We start from the raw sequence: 15,513 nt of genomic DNA on the forward strand, positions 1-15,513 counted from the left end.
CGGCTGCGTCGTCAGGCCACCCGGGCCCGCAGCGGGACCGGCGCCTCCGGGCCCGTGTACCGCGAGGACGGGCGCACGATCTTCCCGTCCGCGGCCTGTTCGAGGACGTGGGCCGTCCAGCCGACGACCCGGGCGGCGGCGAAGGTCGGTGTGAACAGCGAGCGCGGGATCCCGCACTGCTCCATGACGACGCCGGCGTAGAACTCGACGTTGGTGTGGAGCTCGCGGCCGGGCTTCAGCTCGGCGAGCACGTCGAGGATGCGCCGCTCCGCCTCCATCGCGAACGCCACCCGGGGGCCGCCGAGCTCCGCCGCGAAGTCGCGGAGCATCCGCGACCGTGGGTCCTCCGTCCGGTAGACCGCGTGGCCGAAGCCCATGACGCGGCCCCCGGACGCCACCGTGGCACGCGCCCACGCGTCGATCCGGTCCGGCGTGCCGATCTCGTCGAGCGCATCGAGCGCGCGGCTGGGCGCCCCTCCGTGAAGCGGACCGGACAGGGCGCCGAGAGCGCCGCAGACGGCGGCCGCGAGGTCCGCGCCCGTCGACGCGATCACGCGTGCGGAGAAGGTGGACGCGTTGAAGCCGTGGTCGATCGCCGCCGTCATGTAGGCGCTCAGTGCGCGTTCGTGGGGCTCGTCAGGGACGGCGCCGGTCAGGAGGTACAGGTAGTTCGCGACATGGCCGAGGTCCGCTCGTGCGGTGCGGGGCTCCTGCCCGGTCGCGTATGCGTGGAGCCGCGCGAGCAGCACGGGCGTGGCGGCAGCGATCCGGATGGCGGCATTCACCCGCGCCTCCGGGGCGGCGTCGTAGAGAGGTTGCAGGCCGTCCGTCGCCGCGAGCGCCGTCAATGCCATCCTGAGCGGGGCGAGGGAGTCGCCTCCCCTCGCGGTCCGCGCGATCCCGGGGAGGAGCCGCTCCACCTCATCGGGGATGCCCCGGGAGGCGGCTATCCGTTCGCGGAAACGGTCGAGTTCGGACAGGCCCGGCAGCTCTCCGAACAGCAGGAGGTACCACGACTCCTCGAACGTCCGCTCGCGGGCGAGGTCCACCGCGGAGTATTGGCGGTAATGGTAGAAGCCCTCGTGACCTCGGACATCGCCGAGTGCTGTCCGGGCGACGACCACATTGGTCAGCCCGCGGGGCACGTCGATCAGGGTGTCGTCCATGCGGGAGGCGTCGATGGTGTCCATGACGCTAGTGTGGGACTGGATCGAAGACTTAGTCAACGTTGATCGGATCAATATGGAGCCCCTTCCGCGCCTCACGGCCGAGCAGACCGCCGAGCGTCTCGGCGTGAAGCTCGAGACGCTGTACGCCTACGTCGCCCGGGGTCGCCTCGCCCGCCGGCGCACCGCCGAGGGCTCGACGTTCGATCCGCTCGAGGTCGAGCGCTTCGCCGCCGCCCGGCGACGTCGCCCGGCGGGCGAGGGGCACTCGGCCGGACGCCCCCTGATGGTGATCGACACGACGTTCGCGCTCATCGACGACGGCGACCTGTTCTTCCGCGGCCGACGGGCCGCCGACCTGGCGCACTCCCGGTTCGAGACGGTCGCCCGGTGGGCACTGACGGGGTCATGGGAGGAGGACGCCCGATTCACCGCCGGCGCGGGCGTCGAGACCGCCCGCGAGGTGGTGCGGGCATTGCCCGAGTCGAGCGGGGACCGCGATCGTCAGCTCGTCGCGGTCACGGCTCTCGCGGTCGCCGACCCGTTCCGGCACTCCCTCCGGGCGGACATCGTCGCGGGAGCCGCAGAGCGGATCGTGTCGGGAATGGTCGCGGTGCTGGACGACCGTGCTGCCGGGCACGCCGATGATCCGCTGGCCGTTTCGCTTTGGCACGCTCTCACCCGACGCCAGCCCTCCCCCGCGGAGAAGGCCGCGCTGAATGCGGCCCTCGTCCTCCTCATCGACCACGACATCGCGGTCTCGACGCTCGCCGCGCGCGCGGCCGCGTCGGCCCGAGCGGGTGCGTACGCGGTCGTGACCGCAGGGCTCGGGGCACTCGACTCACCCCTGCACGGCAACGCGAGCCGGGCGGCGCACCGGATGCTCGCCCGCGTGGCCGACGGCGACGATCCGGCGCGGGTCGTCGCCGACAGCGTCCTGACCGCGTCCGGTCCGGTTCCGGGCTTCGGCCATCCGCTCTACCCGGGCGGGGACCCGCGGGCTCGGACGCTTCTCGAGTTCCTCGCGGAGGTGCCGGGATCGGGCCGCGTGCTCTCGGCGGTCGACTCGGTTGCCGACCTGGTCGGCGAACGCACCGGGGCGCACCCCACCATCGACCTGGCTCTCGGAGCCCTCTCGCTCGCCGCCGGCATGCCGGACGACGCCGGAGAGGTGATCTTCGCAACCGGGAGGACCGTCGGCTGGATCGTGCACGCCCTCGACGAGTACCGGGAGCAGCCGCTCCGGCTCCGTCCGGTGGGCCGCTACACCGGGTGACGCACGGCCGCGATCAGCGCCGCAGCGCCTTGCGCGCGAGCGCGTTGCCGAGGAACTGCGCGGCCTGCACGAGGACGACGATCGTGATCACCGCCACCCAGGTGACCGCCCAGTCGTACCGCTGGTAGCCGTAGGAGATGGCGAAGTCGCCCAGGCCGCCGCCGCCGATGCTGCCCGCGATCGCCGACAGGTCGACGATCGCCACGAACACGAACGTGTAGCCCAGGATGAGCGGGCCGAGCGCCTCGGGGATCAGCAGCGTCGTGATGATCCGCCACGGGCTCGACCCCATGGCGCGCGCCGCCTCGATGACCCCGGGCTCGATCGTCACGAGGTTCTGCTCGACGATGCGCGAGATGCCGAACGTGGCCGCGATCGTCATGGGGAAGATCGCCGCGGGCGTCCCGAGGAAAGTGCCGAGCACCGCCTGTGTCAGGGGCGCGATCGCCGTCATGAAGATGATGAAGGGGATGGGCCGGATGAAGTTCACGACGACGTTCAGCACCGTCGACAGCGCGCGGTTCTCGAGCAGACCGCCCCGGCGCGTCGTGTAGAGCAGGACGCCGAGCGCCAGTCCGAGGACGCCGCCGATGATGAGCGTCGCGACCACCATCCACAGCGTCTGGCCGATGGCCTGCACGTACACCGGCCACAGGGTGCTCCAGTCGGTCACGCGGCCACCTCCTCCACCTCGGTGATGTCCCGGAGTTCGGCGATGAGGGCGTCGACGTCCCGGTCGGTGCCGATCAGCTCGAGCATCAGAGAGCCGAACGACCGGCCCTGGAGGGCGGAGATGCCGCCGTAGACGATCTCGAACCGGACGTTGTGGCGCCCCACCGCGTCCGAGAGCACGGAGCCGAGCCGGCCGTCGTCGTGGATCCGCGCCGAGACGATCCGCCCGGCGTGCTTCCCGCGCAGGCGCTCGATGTCGGAGGAGCCGGGCCGGTTGCGCAGGACGGTCCCCACGAAGCGCTGAGCCGTCGTCGATCGCGGCGCGGAGAACACCTCGAAGACGCTCCCCTGCTCGATCACCCGGCCGCCGTCGAGCACGGCGACGCGGTCCGCGATCGAGCGGACCACCTCCATCTCGTGCGTGATGACGACGATGGTCACCCCGAGCTCCTCGTTCACCCGCTTGAGCAGGGCCAGCACGTCGGCCGTCGTCTCCGGGTCGAGAGCGCTGGTCGCCTCGTCGGCGAGGAGGATGGCCGGGTTGGTCGCGAGCGCGCGGGCGATCCCCACCCGCTGCTTCTGACCGCCCGAGAGCTGGTCGGGATGATTCCATGCCTTGTCGGTCAGCCCGACGAAGGCGAGCAGCTCGGCGACCCGGCGCCTCCGGTCCGCCTTCGCCCAGCCCGCCACCTTCAGCGGGTACGCGATGTTGCCGAACACGGTGCGGGATTGGAACAGGTTGAACTGCTGGAAGATCATGCCGATGCCGGCGCGGACGGAGCGCAGCTCGCGCTCCGGGAGGTCGGTGATGTCGCGGCCGTCGACGATCACCGAGCCCGAGGTAGGATGCTCGAGCGCGTTGATCAGCCGGACCAGCGTGCTCTTGCCCGCGCCCGAGTAGCCGATGATGCCGAAGACCTCGCCCCGCTCGATCGTCAGATCGATGCCGTCGACGGCGGTCACCGTGGCGTCGCCCGAGCGGAAGCTCTTGACGACGCCCCGGAACTCGATGATCGCGCTCACCGCGGTTACTTCGCCTCCGCGATGGTCTTCTTCAAACCGTCGAGGATGCCGATCAGCTCGGCCTGCGGCTTCTGCACGATGACCGCCGTGTTCTTCGACTCCGCCAGGACGGCGTCGCTGACCGCCTTCGTGTGGTAAAGCTCCGCGACCTTGAGGAAGGTCTTGTTGCCCTTGTCCTTGTCGCGGGCGACGAAGGCGTTGATGTAGGGCTCGGCGGTCGAGGAGGCGGGGTCGTCCTGGAACAGCGCGGACTTCGGGTCGAGGCCGGCGGTGAGCGCGAAGTTGTTGTTGACGATCGCTCCGTCGGCCGAGCTCAGGGCGGGGGCCGTCTGCGCGGCGTCGACGGGAATGACGCTCACGCGGGAGGCGGACGCGTCGATGTCGGCCGGGGTGGCGAGCGTGTTGCCGCCGTTCTTCAGCTTCAGCAGCCCGGCCTTCTGCAGGACGAGGAGCGCGCGCGCCTGGTTCGTCGCGTCGTTGGGGATCGCGATCTTCGCGCCCTGAGGGATGGCGTCGACGCTCTTGTACTTCGTCGAATAGAGCGGCAGCGGCACGACCAGCGTGGAGGCGATGGGCACGAGGTCCTGCTTCGACTGCACGTCGTAGTCGGCCAGGAACTGAAGGTGCTGGAAGAGGTTGAGGTCGATCTGGCCGTCGGCGAGCGCCGGGTTCGCCTGCGTGTAGTCCCGGAAGCCGACCACCTGGATGTCGATGCCCTGCTTGGCGGCCTCGCGCTTGAGGATCGGCCAGTAGGGCGCCGCCTGCTCGGTGGTGCCGATCCGGACGGTGACCTTGCCGGCGGTCGCGGCGCCGCTCCCGGCGACGTTGACGACGACCAGGACGATGGCGACCACGGCCGCGACGACAGCGATCCCGAGGCCGACGAACCAGCCGGTGCGCGACCGCTTCGGCTTCTCCGGCAGGGCGGGGACGTCAGTGGGCGGGGTGCTGGCGGGCATGGCTGTGCCTCTCTTGTGAAGGGGGTGGGGTTCGGCCGGCGACGGTGGGCGGCCTCATCGAGCCTCGCCCACCGTCGCGGGGAGTTCAAAACCTGTTCCGAAATGTGACGGCGAGCGTAGGGTGGCGTCGTCAGAGCGGCCGCGACCGGCGGCCCGGCACGGAGCGGAGACGGCATGAGCGACATCAGCGACGACGACATCACCACCTCCTCCCCCGGCGGCGGCGAAGGACCCGCCGACGGCGGCGCGAACACGAGCGGCCACGACGGCGGGGCCGACGGCTCTGCGGGCGAAGGCACCGCGGACGGCGGCGCGAACCCCGGCGGTCACGACAGCGGGGCCGACGGGTCCGCTTGATGGGCAGGCACGGGCGCGGGCCGGGCGACCGGCCCGCGCTGTCGCGCTGCGTCCCGGTCGGGCGCGAGCTGTTCGCCGAGGAGTACTGGGGGCGGCGTCCCCTGTTCACGCGATCCGCCGACCTGGAGGCGGCCCGACGCGACGGCTTCGGAGACCTCTTCAGTGTGGAGGCGGTCGACGAGCTCGTCGCGGCGCGCGCCCTGCGCACCCCGTTCGTGCGCATGGCGAAGGAGGGCGAGGTGCTCCCTCCCTCCCGGTACACCGGTCCGGCGGGCTTCGGCGCCGAGGTGGGCGACCAGCTGGACTCGGCGCGGGTCCTCGCGGAGTTCGCCGCCGGGGCGACGCTCGTGCTGCAGGGCCTCCACCGCACGTGGGAGCCGATCGGCGACTTCGCCCGGCGACTCGCGGACGAGCTCGGTCACCCGTGCCAGGTCAACGCCTACATCACCCCCGCCTCATCGCGGGGGTTCGACCCGCACTACGACGTGCACGACGTCTTCGTGCTGCAGATCGCCGGGGAGAAGCACTGGCGCATCCACGAGCCGGTGCACACCGACCCTCTCCGCGGCCAGCCCTGGAACGACCACGCCGACGAGGTGGCGGCCCGGGCGGCGGAGGAGCCGGCGATCGACGAGGTGTTCCGGCCCGGCGACGTGCTCTACCTGCCCCGGGGCTGGATCCACTCGGCCGAGGCCCTGGGCGGCGTCTCGGTCCACCTCACCGTCGGGGTGGCCGCCTACACCCGGAGCGACATCATCGAGGAGGCGGTGAGCGTGGCCGCCGACACCGCGGCATTGCGCGGCTCGCTTCCGCTCGGTCTCGACCCTTCGGACCATCAGGCGCTCGCACCGATGGTCGGCGATGCCCTCGACGAGCTCGTCGAGGCCCTCTCCGACTCGTCGGCGAGGGCCCGCATCGCCGACGCCGTCTCGCAGCGACTCGCGCAGCGGCAGCGCTCGGATTCGCCGCCGGCGCCCCTGCGGCCCCTCGCCGCCGCGGCGGCCGCCGATGCCCTCGACGCGGGCACCGTAGTGTCTGTCCGCCCCTCGCTGCGCCCGCGGGTCACGGTGGAGGTGGAGACGGTCACCGTGCGCCTCCCTGGGAAGAACGTGGCGCTTCCCGTCGCGGCGCGTGCCGCCCTGGAGCGTCTGCTGGCAGGGCCTCCCGTCAGGGTGGGCGAGCTGCCGATCGACGACGGCTCCGCAGTGGTGATCGCCCGGCGACTCCTGCTGGAGGGTGTGCTCGTGATCTCGGCTCAGACGGTCTGAGGCTGAGGCGTGTCCTGGAGGATGCGCACCATGTTGCCGGACGGATCGCGGAACGCGCAGTCCCGCGGCCCCCACGGCTGCTCGATGGGCTCCTGGAGCACCTCGGCGCCGCTCGCCCGCACGCGCTCGAACGCGGCGTCGACGTCGTCGCTGGTGAAGACGATCGGGCTCATCGCGCCCTTCGCGACGAGCTCTTCGAGTGCGTCGCCGTCGGCCTGGGAGCGTCCGGCGTGCGGGTCGGACAGCACGATCTGCCCGGACGTGGCCTCGGGCGAGCCGAGGGTGATCCAGTGGTGGCCGCCGGATTCGACGTCGTTGACGACCTGGAGGCCGAGGGCGTCGCGGTAGAAGGCGAGCGCCTCCTGCGGGTCGAGGACGGTGATCTGTGCGAACTGAAGTGCGATGCTCATGACCGCCACTCTAGGAAGCGGACGACGGTCGGGCTTCTCGAAAACTGCTCGACCGGCGACCGGGCCGCTCTCGCTCAGCCCCTCGGCCGCGGCTCCTTCACCGGGCGGGTGCGCTGGCGCGCGATGCAGTCGGGCATGGCCGAGACCGCCGCGTGCTCGCGAGCGCGGTACTGGGAGGGGGTCATCCCGACCAGCTCCGTGAACTTGGAGCTGAACGACCCGAGGGACGTACAGCCGACGGTCATGCAGGCGTCGGTGACGCTCATCCCGCCACGGAGAAGTGCCATCGCCCGCTCGATCCGCCGGGTCATGAGGTAGCTGTACGGCGTCTCGCCGTAGGCCGCGCGGAAGCGGCGCGAGAAGTGCGCGGGCGACATGAAGGCGCGGGCCGCCATCGTCGGCACGTCGAGGGGCTTCGCGTACTCGCGATCGATGAGGTCGCGAGCGCGTCGCAGGTGGGCGAGTGTCTGCAGCTCCTCGGGGGACACGCGTCGAGCGTAACACCGGGGCGACCGCCGCACGACGGCTGCCGACGCGCCGCCGGGCTCTCGTCAGACGGCCATTCGCTCGGCGGCCGCCGGCTCGCGCTCGTCCGTCTCGACCAGCCGGATGAAGGCGCTGAGCTCGCCGAGCGCGGCGGGGGTGCGCGGGAGGAATTCGGTCAGCTCCGGGGAGTGGACGAGGTACGCCGCCCACTTGGCGCGCGAGACGGCGACGTTGAGCCGGTTCTTCATGAGGAGGAACGACGTGCCGCGCGGCACATCGGCCGCCGAGGACGCGGCGAGGCTCACGATGGCGATGACCGCCTCCTGCCCCTGGAACTTGTCGACCGTTCCCACCCGGACCTCCGGGAGGCCTGCCGCATCGAGTGCGGCACGGACCTCGGCGAGCTGGGCGTTGTAGGGCGTGACGACGATGACGTCGGCCTGACCGAGGGGTTCGTCGTCGCGGGCGCTCGACGGGTCGGACCAGGACCGCCCGATCAGGCCTCGGGCGAGTTCCACCACGACGGCGGCCTCTTCCGGCGATGCCGTCGACGCGCCGGCGTGCGTCACCGGGACCGGGTGCAGCCCCGGCTCGACGCCCGCGAGGAACCGCTCGGAGGCAGCGGGGTGGGCGCGCAGCCTCCCCTCGTACGCGAGCTCGGAGACCGCGGCGGCCAGAGCCGGGTGCATGCGGCGGGTCTCGGCGAGGAAGTAGCCGTACTCGGCGGGGAGGACCTCGTGCCCGTCGCTGACCCAGCCGAGGGCGGACCCGTCGACCGGCTCGGGGTGCGATCCCTGGCTCACCTGCGGCAGCTGCTGCGGGTCGCCCAGCAGGAGGAGGTTCCGCGCCGAGACGCCGACCGCGATGGTGGACGCCAGCGAGAACTGTCCGGCCTCGTCGACGACGAGCAGGTCGAGGGCGCCCCGCGGTACGCGAGCCGCGTTGGCGAAGTCCCACGCGGTGCCGCCGATGACGTACCCGGTCGCCTCGTTCGCGGCGGCGAACTCGAGCTGTCCATTCGCCGGGAGGGGCGTGAAGCGGTGCGGACTCGACGGCGCTTCCGGGTCGTCGGCCACCGGACCGCGCGTCCCTCCTCCCGGCGCCTTGCCGACGAGCGCGGGGTCGAGGCCGGCGGCGACGACCCGGTCGAGCAGGTTCTCGACCACGGCGTGCGACTGCGCCACGACGCCGACGCGCCACCCGTGCTCGGCGACCAGGCGGGCGATCACGTGCGCGCCGAGGTGGGACTTGCCCGTCCCGGGCGGCCCCTGCACAGCGAGATACGACGCGTCGAGGTCGAGCAGGCTCGCCACGACGGCTCGGACTCGGTCTGCTCCGTCGACGCCGCCCTCGGGGGCGAGCGCTCCCGAGCGCGTCCGCGGCGGCGTGCGCCGCAGCAGGTCGATCGTGGCGTCCACCGGCCACGTGTCGTGATGGCGCGCGATCAGGAGAGCCGTGCCCCATTCGCGGATGGCCTCGGCCAGACGCCGGGAGTCGGGCGGAGCCGCGGGCGTCAGAGCGCTCGGCAGATCGTCGTAGGGCGCGACGTCGGGCGGGAGCGTCTCGCGGACGACGACGGACCCGTCGTCGAGCGCGGCGATCACGGAGACCGTGCGGGCGGCGCGCGCGCCGGGCTGCGCCCGGGGCTGCCGGAACGGCCCGGGGTATTCGTACAGCAGGAACGGCCCGGCCCGCTCGGAGAGGCGGAGGGCGCTCCCCGGACCCCACGACCCGCTGAGGAGGAGCTCGCGGCGCTCGACGCGCTGGCCCTCGTCGAGGTACCAGTCGCGGAGGACGCGGGCGTGCTCGACCACGAGCACGTCGCGGGTGTCGGCCCACTCCTCGACCGGCTGGATCAGGCGGGCGAAGTGGCTCTGCCAGAAGCTCTTCTGCTCGCGGCGATGGAAGTCGATCGCGGCGGCAGCGAGCGCCATCGCCTCGCGGTCGACCGTCCGGTGCGGGTCGAGCGGATCTCCGGCGAAGGCAAGGAGCCCGGCTCGGAGCGGCGACTCGTCGGGAGCCACCTCGGGCTCCTCGATGGGCTGGGCGCCGATCGGCACGCCGTTCTCGCGCGCGCGTGCTATCAGCCAGTCGCGCAGTCGGAGCGTCGAGACGCAGTCGTAGCGGTTGTACTCGGCGAGCGCGTCGAGGAGCGGCTGTGCCTGGTCCTCCCGGCCGAGGGCGATGAGGTCACGCGCGTTCGCGTACTCGGTGATGGAGTCGGCACCGTTCGTCACCTCGCTCTCGCGCAGCTCGTCTCCCATGTAGAGCGGTTCGAGCTTCTTGATCGAGTACGACCGCGAGCCCACGCGCACCGCCTTGCGGACCAACGGGTAGAGGTCGACGAGGACGCTCTCGCGGAGAAGGGCGTCGACGTCCTCCTCACCGACGCCGTGCCGAGCGGCGATCGACAGGAGGTGTGTCTGCTCGTACGCGGCGTAGTGGTAGATGTGCATGCCCGGGTGCTGCCGCCGCCGCTCGCGCACGAAAGCGAGGAACGCCTCCAGGGCGACGCGCTCGGCGGCGAAGTCGTGGGCCCAGAAGGCGGTGAAGCGCTCCTCCTGGTCGACGAGCCCGAACAGGTAGTCGAGATTCCAGCGCTCGCCCGCACCCTCGGTGTAGAGCGGGTCGCCCTCGAAGTCGAAGAAGATGTCCCCGGGGTCGGGCTCCGGCAGCACGGCGAGGACGGGCGCGTTGAAGACCCGGACGGGCGGGGGCGATCCGGGCTCGGCGAGCAGCTGGAGCCGCGCCTGCTCCCGGAGGCCCTCGAGGGTGCCGTCGAGGACACCGTCGACCGGGCCCGTGGAGGCGGCGAGCGCGTCGATCGTGCCGAGGCCCGCGGCGACGAGATGCTCCCGCTGGGTGACGCGCATCCCCGCGACGAGCAGGACGTCGCGCGCCAGCTGGACCTCGGCGTCGCAGGTGTCGCAGCGACCGCAGACGGCGAAGCGCGCATCGCCCCAGGCAACCGCCCCCTCGTCACCGAGGTGCTCGGCGACGATCTCGAGCAGCCGGGCACGGCGCTTGCGGTAGACCGGCTCGATGTCGGCGAGCCGGTGCGTGCTCACCGAGCCGTCGCCGAGGAGCAGCTCGACCGTGTCGTCGACGTCGACGCCGACGCGCCGGAGCTGCTCGGCGTACGCGGCCAGCTGGAGCAGCGCCGTCACCCGGGCGCTGCGGGCGAGCTTGGAGTCTTGCACCCGGTACCGGCCGTCGGGCAGCCGGACGACGAAGTCGGCGAATCCGACGAACGACCCATCGAAGAAGGTCGCCTGGAACACCACATCGGCCCCGCGCGCGAACGCCTCCGCTGTGCGCGCCACGGCGTCGGCGAGGCTGTCGGCGGTCAGGCGCTCCGGGCGGTCGATCTCGGCGACCCCGGCGCCGAACCGTGCGCGGTACCCCTCGAGGATGCGGTGCTCGTGCTCGTCGCCCATGCGCGAGGAGCGGACGTACATCGGGTCGTCGATCTGCTCGGTCTTCTCGGCACGGCCGAGCTTGACGTCGGCCGACCGCAGGAAGGCGAACTCGCATTTCGACGCCTCGGTCAGGTCGCTGGCACTGGTGACGATCACACCGTCGAGGAGGAACACGGCGACCCCCTCTCGATCGGTCCGGCGAGCGGACCCGCCTGCCGGGCCCGCGATGCGAGCCTATCGGCGGCCACCGACACGGGATCGGGAGCCGAGGCGAGCGCGGAGGACGCTCAGCGCCCCTTGGCCGCCGCCTTCGCCGCCCGCTTGTGCTCCCGCACCCGGGTGAGCGATTCGGCGTCGACGATGTCGGCCACCGATCGGTAGCCGGGTGCACCGTAGTCGCCGGCGGCCTCCTGCCAGCCCGCGGCGGCCAGGCCCTTCTGCTTGCCGAGGAGGGCGAGGAAGATCTTCGCCTTCTGCTCGCCGAACCCGGGCAGCGCTCGGAGGCGGCGCAGGATCTCCGCGCCGTCCGGGTCGCCCTCCGTCCAGATGGCGGCGGTGTCCCCGTGCCAGTCGGCGACGATCGCGGCTGCGAGCGCTTGCACCCGCCCGGCCATGGATCCCGGGAACCGGTGCACCGCGGGCGGCTGCTTCATCACCTCGGCGAGCCGGTCCGGGTCGAGCCCGGCGACCGTCCGAGGGTCCAGCGCGCCGAGCCGGGAACGGAGCTTGGCCGGACCGGCGAACGCCGTCTCCATCGGGACCTGCTGGTCGAGAAGCATCCCGACCAGCAGCGCGAACGACGACTCGTCGAGCAGGGCGTCGGCCTCCGGGTCGCCCGTGATGTTCAGTGCCATGCCCTCATCGTGCCACCTCAGGGCGCGAGGAGCACCTTGCCGACCCGGCCGGGCTCGCCGCTGGCGGCGACGGCGTCCGCGATCCGCTCGAACGGATAGGTCGCCGCCACCGGGAGGGTGAGGGACCCGTCGAGCGCACGACCGATCAGCTCGGCGAAGAGCTGTCCGCGGAGCTCGGCCGGCATCTCACGGCTGACCACGCTGCCCCAGAACCCGGTGACGGTCACCTGCTTGAAGATGATGTCCCCGGAGGCGATCTCGAGTGTCGGCGACGCCATCGCTCCGAAGACGACGAGCTTGCCCTTCTCGGCGAGGACGGACACGATGTCCCCGGCGGCACTCCCTCCGACCGAGTCGACGCCGACGCGGATGGGCGCGCCTCCCGTGATCGCGGCCACGCGCTCGCGCCAGTCCTCCGCATCCGTGGCGACGATCCGCTCGATGCCCTGGGCCCGGAGCTCCTCCACGCCGGCGCTCCGGCGCACGAGTCCGACGACGTTCACTCCGCGGGCGGCGGCGAGCTGGGCGACCATCCGGCCGACCGCGCCGTTCGCCGCGTTCTGGATGAGCCACTCCCCTTCGCCGAGATCGAGCGAGTGGAGGAGGCTCAGCGCGCTGAACGGCATGGAGACCAGCTGGGCGGCGGCCTCGTCGGGGAGAGCGTCCGGAACCGGGATGAGCCCGGCCGCGCCGGCTACGAAGTACTCCGCCCACACGCCGAAGGTCCCGCCGGTCACCACGCGTGTTCCGACGGCCGGCGCTTCGACGCCCTCGCCGAGCGCGTCGACGACGCCGACGGCCTCGGTGCCAGCACCGGCGGGCAGTTCCGGCTTGAAGCCGTAGGTTCCGCGCACCGTCCAGAGGTCGTGGTTGTGGATGGGTGACAGGAGGGTGCGCACGCGCACCTGGCCCGGGCCCGGCTCGGGGAGGGGGCGCTCCTCCGCCCGCAGCACCACCGCGGGGTCGCCGAACTCGTGCTGCACCAGCGCCGTCATCGTCGTCGTGTTCGTCTCGCTCATGGTCAGTCCTCCGTGATGGTGATCGCGACGTCGATGTTGCCTCTCGTCGCATTCGAGTAGGGGCACACCTGGTGGGCGGCCTCGGTGAGGCTCTCCGCCGTGGCCCGGTCGACGCCCGGCAGGACCACCTCCAGGAGAACCGCCAGCTGGTAGCCGCCCTCGCCGTTCGGGCCGATCTGGACGCGGCCTCCGACGGCGGAGTCCTCGAGCTTCAGCTTGCGGCCGCGGGCCACCGCGTGGAGCGCGGAGTGGAAGCACGCGGCGTAGCCGGCGGCGAAGAGCTGCTCCGGGTTCGTGCCGAGCCCCGAGCCTCCCATCTCGGCGGGCACCGCGAGTCCCAGCTCGAAGGAGCCGTCGCTCGTCACGACCTTCCCGTCGCGGCCGGCTCCGGTGGAGAGTGCTTCTGCGGTGTAGAGGACGTTCATAGGACCCTTTCGTCGAGGTCGGAGGGGGGCGACGCCTGCGCGCTGACGGCGTGCATCGTCTCGGTCAGCCGGTGGAGCGTGGCGATGAGCTCGGCCGCGGCACGCTCGTCGGGCAGCCCCGTGCCCGCCGCGATCCGCCCGGGGATGTGAGCCAGCTCGGCGCGGAGGGCGAGCCCCCGCTCTCCGATCGTCACGGTCACGACGCGCTCGTCTCGCGAGCCGCGCTCGCGCCGGACGAGCCGCGCCTGCTCCATGCGGCGCAGGAGGGGCGACAGCGTCCCGGAGTCGAGCTGGAGGTGCTCCCCCAGCGAGCCGACGGTCTGATCGCCCTCGACCCAGAGGGTCACGAGGACGAGGTACTGCGGGTACGTGAGGCCCCAGGGCTCGAGCAGTGAACGGTACGCCTGCGTCGTGGCGCGCGTCGCGGAGTACAGCGAGAAGCACACCATCTCATCGGTCACCGGCATGAAACACATCATTGCACGCAACTTGGTTGTGCACAACTCACTGCGGAAAGATGTCGCTCGCGGTCACGGGCCGGGAACCCCGCCGAGCCCCGCACTCAGTCGGGCGCGGCCGCCAGCTGCACGCGGAGCGAATCCACCCGGGTGGCGATCGCGTCGTCGGCCGCCCAGCGCTGCGCGAGCCGGGAGAGGATCGCACCGAGCGCCTCCTCCGACAGCCCCCGGGAGAGACTGAGCCGGACGATCAGCTCCTCGGCCACCAGGCGCTGGTCCGGGTCGCCGGCAGCGAGATCGACCGCCTGCACGCCGAGCTCCGGGGCGATGGAGGCGCGGAAAGCCCCCACGACGAGCGGATCGGCCTGCGGGGGCAGCCACGACGCGCCCTGCGCCATCGCCCACACCGCGGGCCTCCGGACGACGAACTCGGTCTCCGAGGTGGGATCGAGGACGAGCAGCTCGACGCCCTCCGAGACGGCGGCGAGCGCCACCCGCCGGGCCCCGACGGGCACGGGGCGGGCGGACGGGTTCCAGTTCTGCAGGGCCGCCACCGAGGAGAAGACCGGCTGCACCGTGCGCCCGTCGGGGCCGGCGACCGTCACCAGGGAGAGCTCCTGGCTCTTGTCGACCGCGTGGCCGGCCGCCGTGGTCCCCTCCTCCCCCAGCTCCGCGATCAGCGGAACGAGGAGGCGAGCCCCGCGCAGCGCGTCGACCACGGCCTCCGGACCGGCCTGGCCGCGGCGGAACGCGGCGAGCGCCACCAGCAGTTCGGGAGGCGCGGCCCCGTCGTCGTCTCCGAACGGGTTGTCGTCGAACTCGCGACCGGCCCAGGGCTGACCCGCGGAATCCGCGGCGCGCGCCGCATCGGCCGCGAGGCTCGCGGCGAACCCGGCGAGCCGGTCCGCTCCGGACGCGGACGGCGCGCCGGGTCGGGGCCGCTCTCTCGCGCCCTCGGATCCCGCGTCAGCGCCCGGCGACATCCAGCGCCTCGGGGAGGGTGAACGCACCCGAATACAGCGCCTTGCCCACGATGGCGCCCTCGACGCCCAGCGGCACGAGCTCGCGCAGTGCGGCGATGTCGTCGAGGCTCGAGATTCCGCCCGAGGCGACCACCGGGCGGTCCGTCCGCTCCGTCACCTGCTTCAGGAGATCGATGTTGGGACCGCGGAGGGTGCCGTCCTTCGTGACGTCGGTGACGACGTAGCGGGCGCACCCGGCCTCCTCGAGCCGCTCGAGCACCTCCCAGAGGTCGCCGCCCTCCCGGGTCCAGCCGCGTGCGGCGAGCGTCGTTCCGCGCACGTCGAGTCCGACGGCGATCGCCTCGCCGTAGCGGCCGATCACGGTCGCGGCCCACTCGGGGTTCTCGAGCGCGGCCGTGCCCAGGTTGACGCGCGTCGCGCCCGCCTCGAGCGCCTGCTCGAGCGATTCGTCGTCCCGGATGCCCCCCGACAGCTCGATGTTGACGCCCTTGACCTGCTTGATGACGCGCCGCAGCAGGCCGCGGTTGTCGCCGCGCCCGAATGCCGCGTCGAGGTCGACGAGGTGGATCCACTCCGCTCCGGCCTCCGCCCACTCCGCGGCGGCATCGACCGGGTCGCCGTAGTTCGTCTCGCTGCCGGCCTCGCCCTGGGTGAGGCGCACGGCCTTCCCGTCCGCGACGTCGACCGCCGGGAGCAGGACGAGCCGGGGCGTGCTGATGAAATCGGTCACTGTGTGTC

Annotated in this window: 16 protein-coding genes; 3 read left to right on the plus strand and 13 right to left on the minus strand. The window is 72.4% G+C overall.

Annotation, left to right across the window (positions count from 1 at the left end; all coding sequences use genetic code 11):
- Nucleotides 1–11: 11 nt before the first annotated feature.
- Nucleotides 12–1,190, minus strand: coding sequence for a citrate/2-methylcitrate synthase (locus tag FPT20_RS09675; RefSeq protein ID WP_233265464.1), 1,179 nt, complete (start codon nucleotides 1,188–1,190; stop codon nucleotides 12–14).
- A gap of 52 nt (nucleotides 1,191–1,242) precedes the next feature.
- On the opposite strand from FPT20_RS09675, the gene FPT20_RS09680 reads away from it, so the two are divergent.
- Nucleotides 1,243–2,442: a citrate/2-methylcitrate synthase gene (locus FPT20_RS09680; protein ID WP_158864766.1), complete on the plus strand. Its 1,200-nt coding sequence runs from the start codon at nucleotides 1,243–1,245 to the stop codon at nucleotides 2,440–2,442.
- A 13-nt stretch (nucleotides 2,443–2,455) separates the two neighbouring features.
- Here the strand turns inward: FPT20_RS09680 and FPT20_RS09685 are convergent, their stop codons facing one another.
- The 3 genes from FPT20_RS09685 to FPT20_RS09695 are packed head-to-tail and all read right to left on the minus strand — an operon-like array spanning nucleotide 2,456 to nucleotide 5,096.
- A complete protein-coding gene (locus FPT20_RS09685) occupies nucleotides 2,456–3,115 on the minus strand; it encodes a methionine ABC transporter permease (RefSeq protein WP_158864768.1) in 660 nt (219 codons plus the stop codon).
- On the minus strand, nucleotides 3,112–4,137 hold the full coding sequence (locus FPT20_RS09690; protein ID WP_158864770.1) for a methionine ABC transporter ATP-binding protein: 1,026 nt from the start codon (nucleotides 4,135–4,137) through the stop codon (nucleotides 3,112–3,114). The genes FPT20_RS09685 and FPT20_RS09690 overlap by 4 nt, the downstream gene beginning before the upstream one ends.
- Before the next feature lie 5 nt (nucleotides 4,138–4,142).
- Entirely contained in the window at nucleotides 4,143–5,096 is a 954-nt protein-coding gene (locus FPT20_RS09695; RefSeq protein ID WP_158864772.1) for a MetQ/NlpA family ABC transporter substrate-binding protein, read from the minus strand.
- 174 nt (nucleotides 5,097–5,270) lie between these two features.
- Between FPT20_RS09695 and FPT20_RS09700 the strand changes: the two genes are divergently transcribed.
- Both FPT20_RS09700 and FPT20_RS09705 read left to right on the plus strand, forming a co-directional pair.
- Nucleotides 5,271–5,453, plus strand: a complete 183-nt coding sequence (locus FPT20_RS09700; protein ID WP_158864774.1) for a hypothetical protein — start codon at nucleotides 5,271–5,273, stop codon at nucleotides 5,451–5,453.
- The gene (locus FPT20_RS09705; RefSeq protein ID WP_158864776.1) at nucleotides 5,453–6,721 is read left to right on the plus strand and encodes a cupin domain-containing protein; all 1,269 of its coding nucleotides are present in this window, start codon (nucleotides 5,453–5,455) and stop codon (nucleotides 6,719–6,721) included. The genes FPT20_RS09700 and FPT20_RS09705 overlap by 1 nt, the downstream gene beginning before the upstream one ends.
- On the opposite strand, the gene FPT20_RS09710 is transcribed toward FPT20_RS09705, so the two are convergent.
- The 9 genes from FPT20_RS09710 to priA form a co-directional block, all read right to left on the minus strand.
- A complete protein-coding gene (locus FPT20_RS09710) occupies nucleotides 6,709–7,131 on the minus strand; it encodes a VOC family protein (protein WP_158864778.1) in 423 nt (140 codons plus the stop codon). The two genes, FPT20_RS09705 and FPT20_RS09710, sit on opposite strands and share 13 nt — an antisense overlap.
- A 74-nt stretch (nucleotides 7,132–7,205) precedes the next feature.
- Nucleotides 7,206–7,619 carry a helix-turn-helix transcriptional regulator gene (locus FPT20_RS09715; RefSeq protein WP_158864780.1) on the minus strand — a complete coding sequence of 138 codons (414 nt, stop codon included), beginning with the start codon at nucleotides 7,617–7,619 and terminating at the stop codon, nucleotides 7,206–7,208.
- 63 nt (nucleotides 7,620–7,682) lie between these two features.
- The gene (locus tag FPT20_RS09720; protein WP_158864782.1) at nucleotides 7,683–11,210 is read right to left on the minus strand and encodes a TM0106 family RecB-like putative nuclease; all 3,528 of its coding nucleotides are present in this window, start codon (nucleotides 11,208–11,210) and stop codon (nucleotides 7,683–7,685) included.
- Between the two features lie 113 nt (nucleotides 11,211–11,323).
- On the minus strand, nucleotides 11,324–11,890 hold the full coding sequence (locus FPT20_RS09725) for an HhH-GPD-type base excision DNA repair protein (RefSeq protein WP_158864784.1): 567 nt from the start codon (nucleotides 11,888–11,890) through the stop codon (nucleotides 11,324–11,326).
- 17 nt (nucleotides 11,891–11,907) lie between these two features.
- Nucleotides 11,908–12,885 (minus strand): zinc-binding dehydrogenase, encoded by a 978-nt coding sequence (locus tag FPT20_RS09730; protein WP_158868016.1) that lies wholly within the window; start codon nucleotides 12,883–12,885, stop codon nucleotides 11,908–11,910.
- Between the two features lie 26 nt (nucleotides 12,886–12,911).
- A complete protein-coding gene (locus FPT20_RS09735; RefSeq protein WP_158864786.1) occupies nucleotides 12,912–13,334 on the minus strand; it encodes an organic hydroperoxide resistance protein in 423 nt (140 codons plus the stop codon).
- A complete protein-coding gene (locus FPT20_RS09740; RefSeq protein WP_199245740.1) occupies nucleotides 13,331–13,801 on the minus strand; it encodes a MarR family winged helix-turn-helix transcriptional regulator in 471 nt (156 codons plus the stop codon). Before FPT20_RS09740 ends, FPT20_RS09735 begins: the two co-directional genes overlap by 4 nt.
- Nucleotides 13,802–13,896: 95 nt before the next feature.
- Complete coding sequence (locus FPT20_RS09745) at nucleotides 13,897–14,775, minus strand: SseB family protein (RefSeq protein WP_158864788.1); 879 nt, start codon at nucleotides 14,773–14,775, stop codon at nucleotides 13,897–13,899.
- A complete protein-coding gene (gene priA / locus FPT20_RS09750; RefSeq protein WP_158864790.1) occupies nucleotides 14,759–15,505 on the minus strand; it encodes a bifunctional 1-(5-phosphoribosyl)-5-((5-phosphoribosylamino)methylideneamino)imidazole-4-carboxamide isomerase/phosphoribosylanthranilate isomerase PriA in 747 nt (248 codons plus the stop codon). Before priA ends, FPT20_RS09745 begins: the two co-directional genes overlap by 17 nt.
- Nucleotides 15,506–15,513 lie beyond the last annotated feature (8 nt).

The sequence above is a fragment of the Leifsonia sp. AG29 genome (assembly GCF_009765225.1).
Classification (GTDB): Bacteria; Actinomycetota; Actinomycetes; order Actinomycetales; family Microbacteriaceae; genus Leifsonia.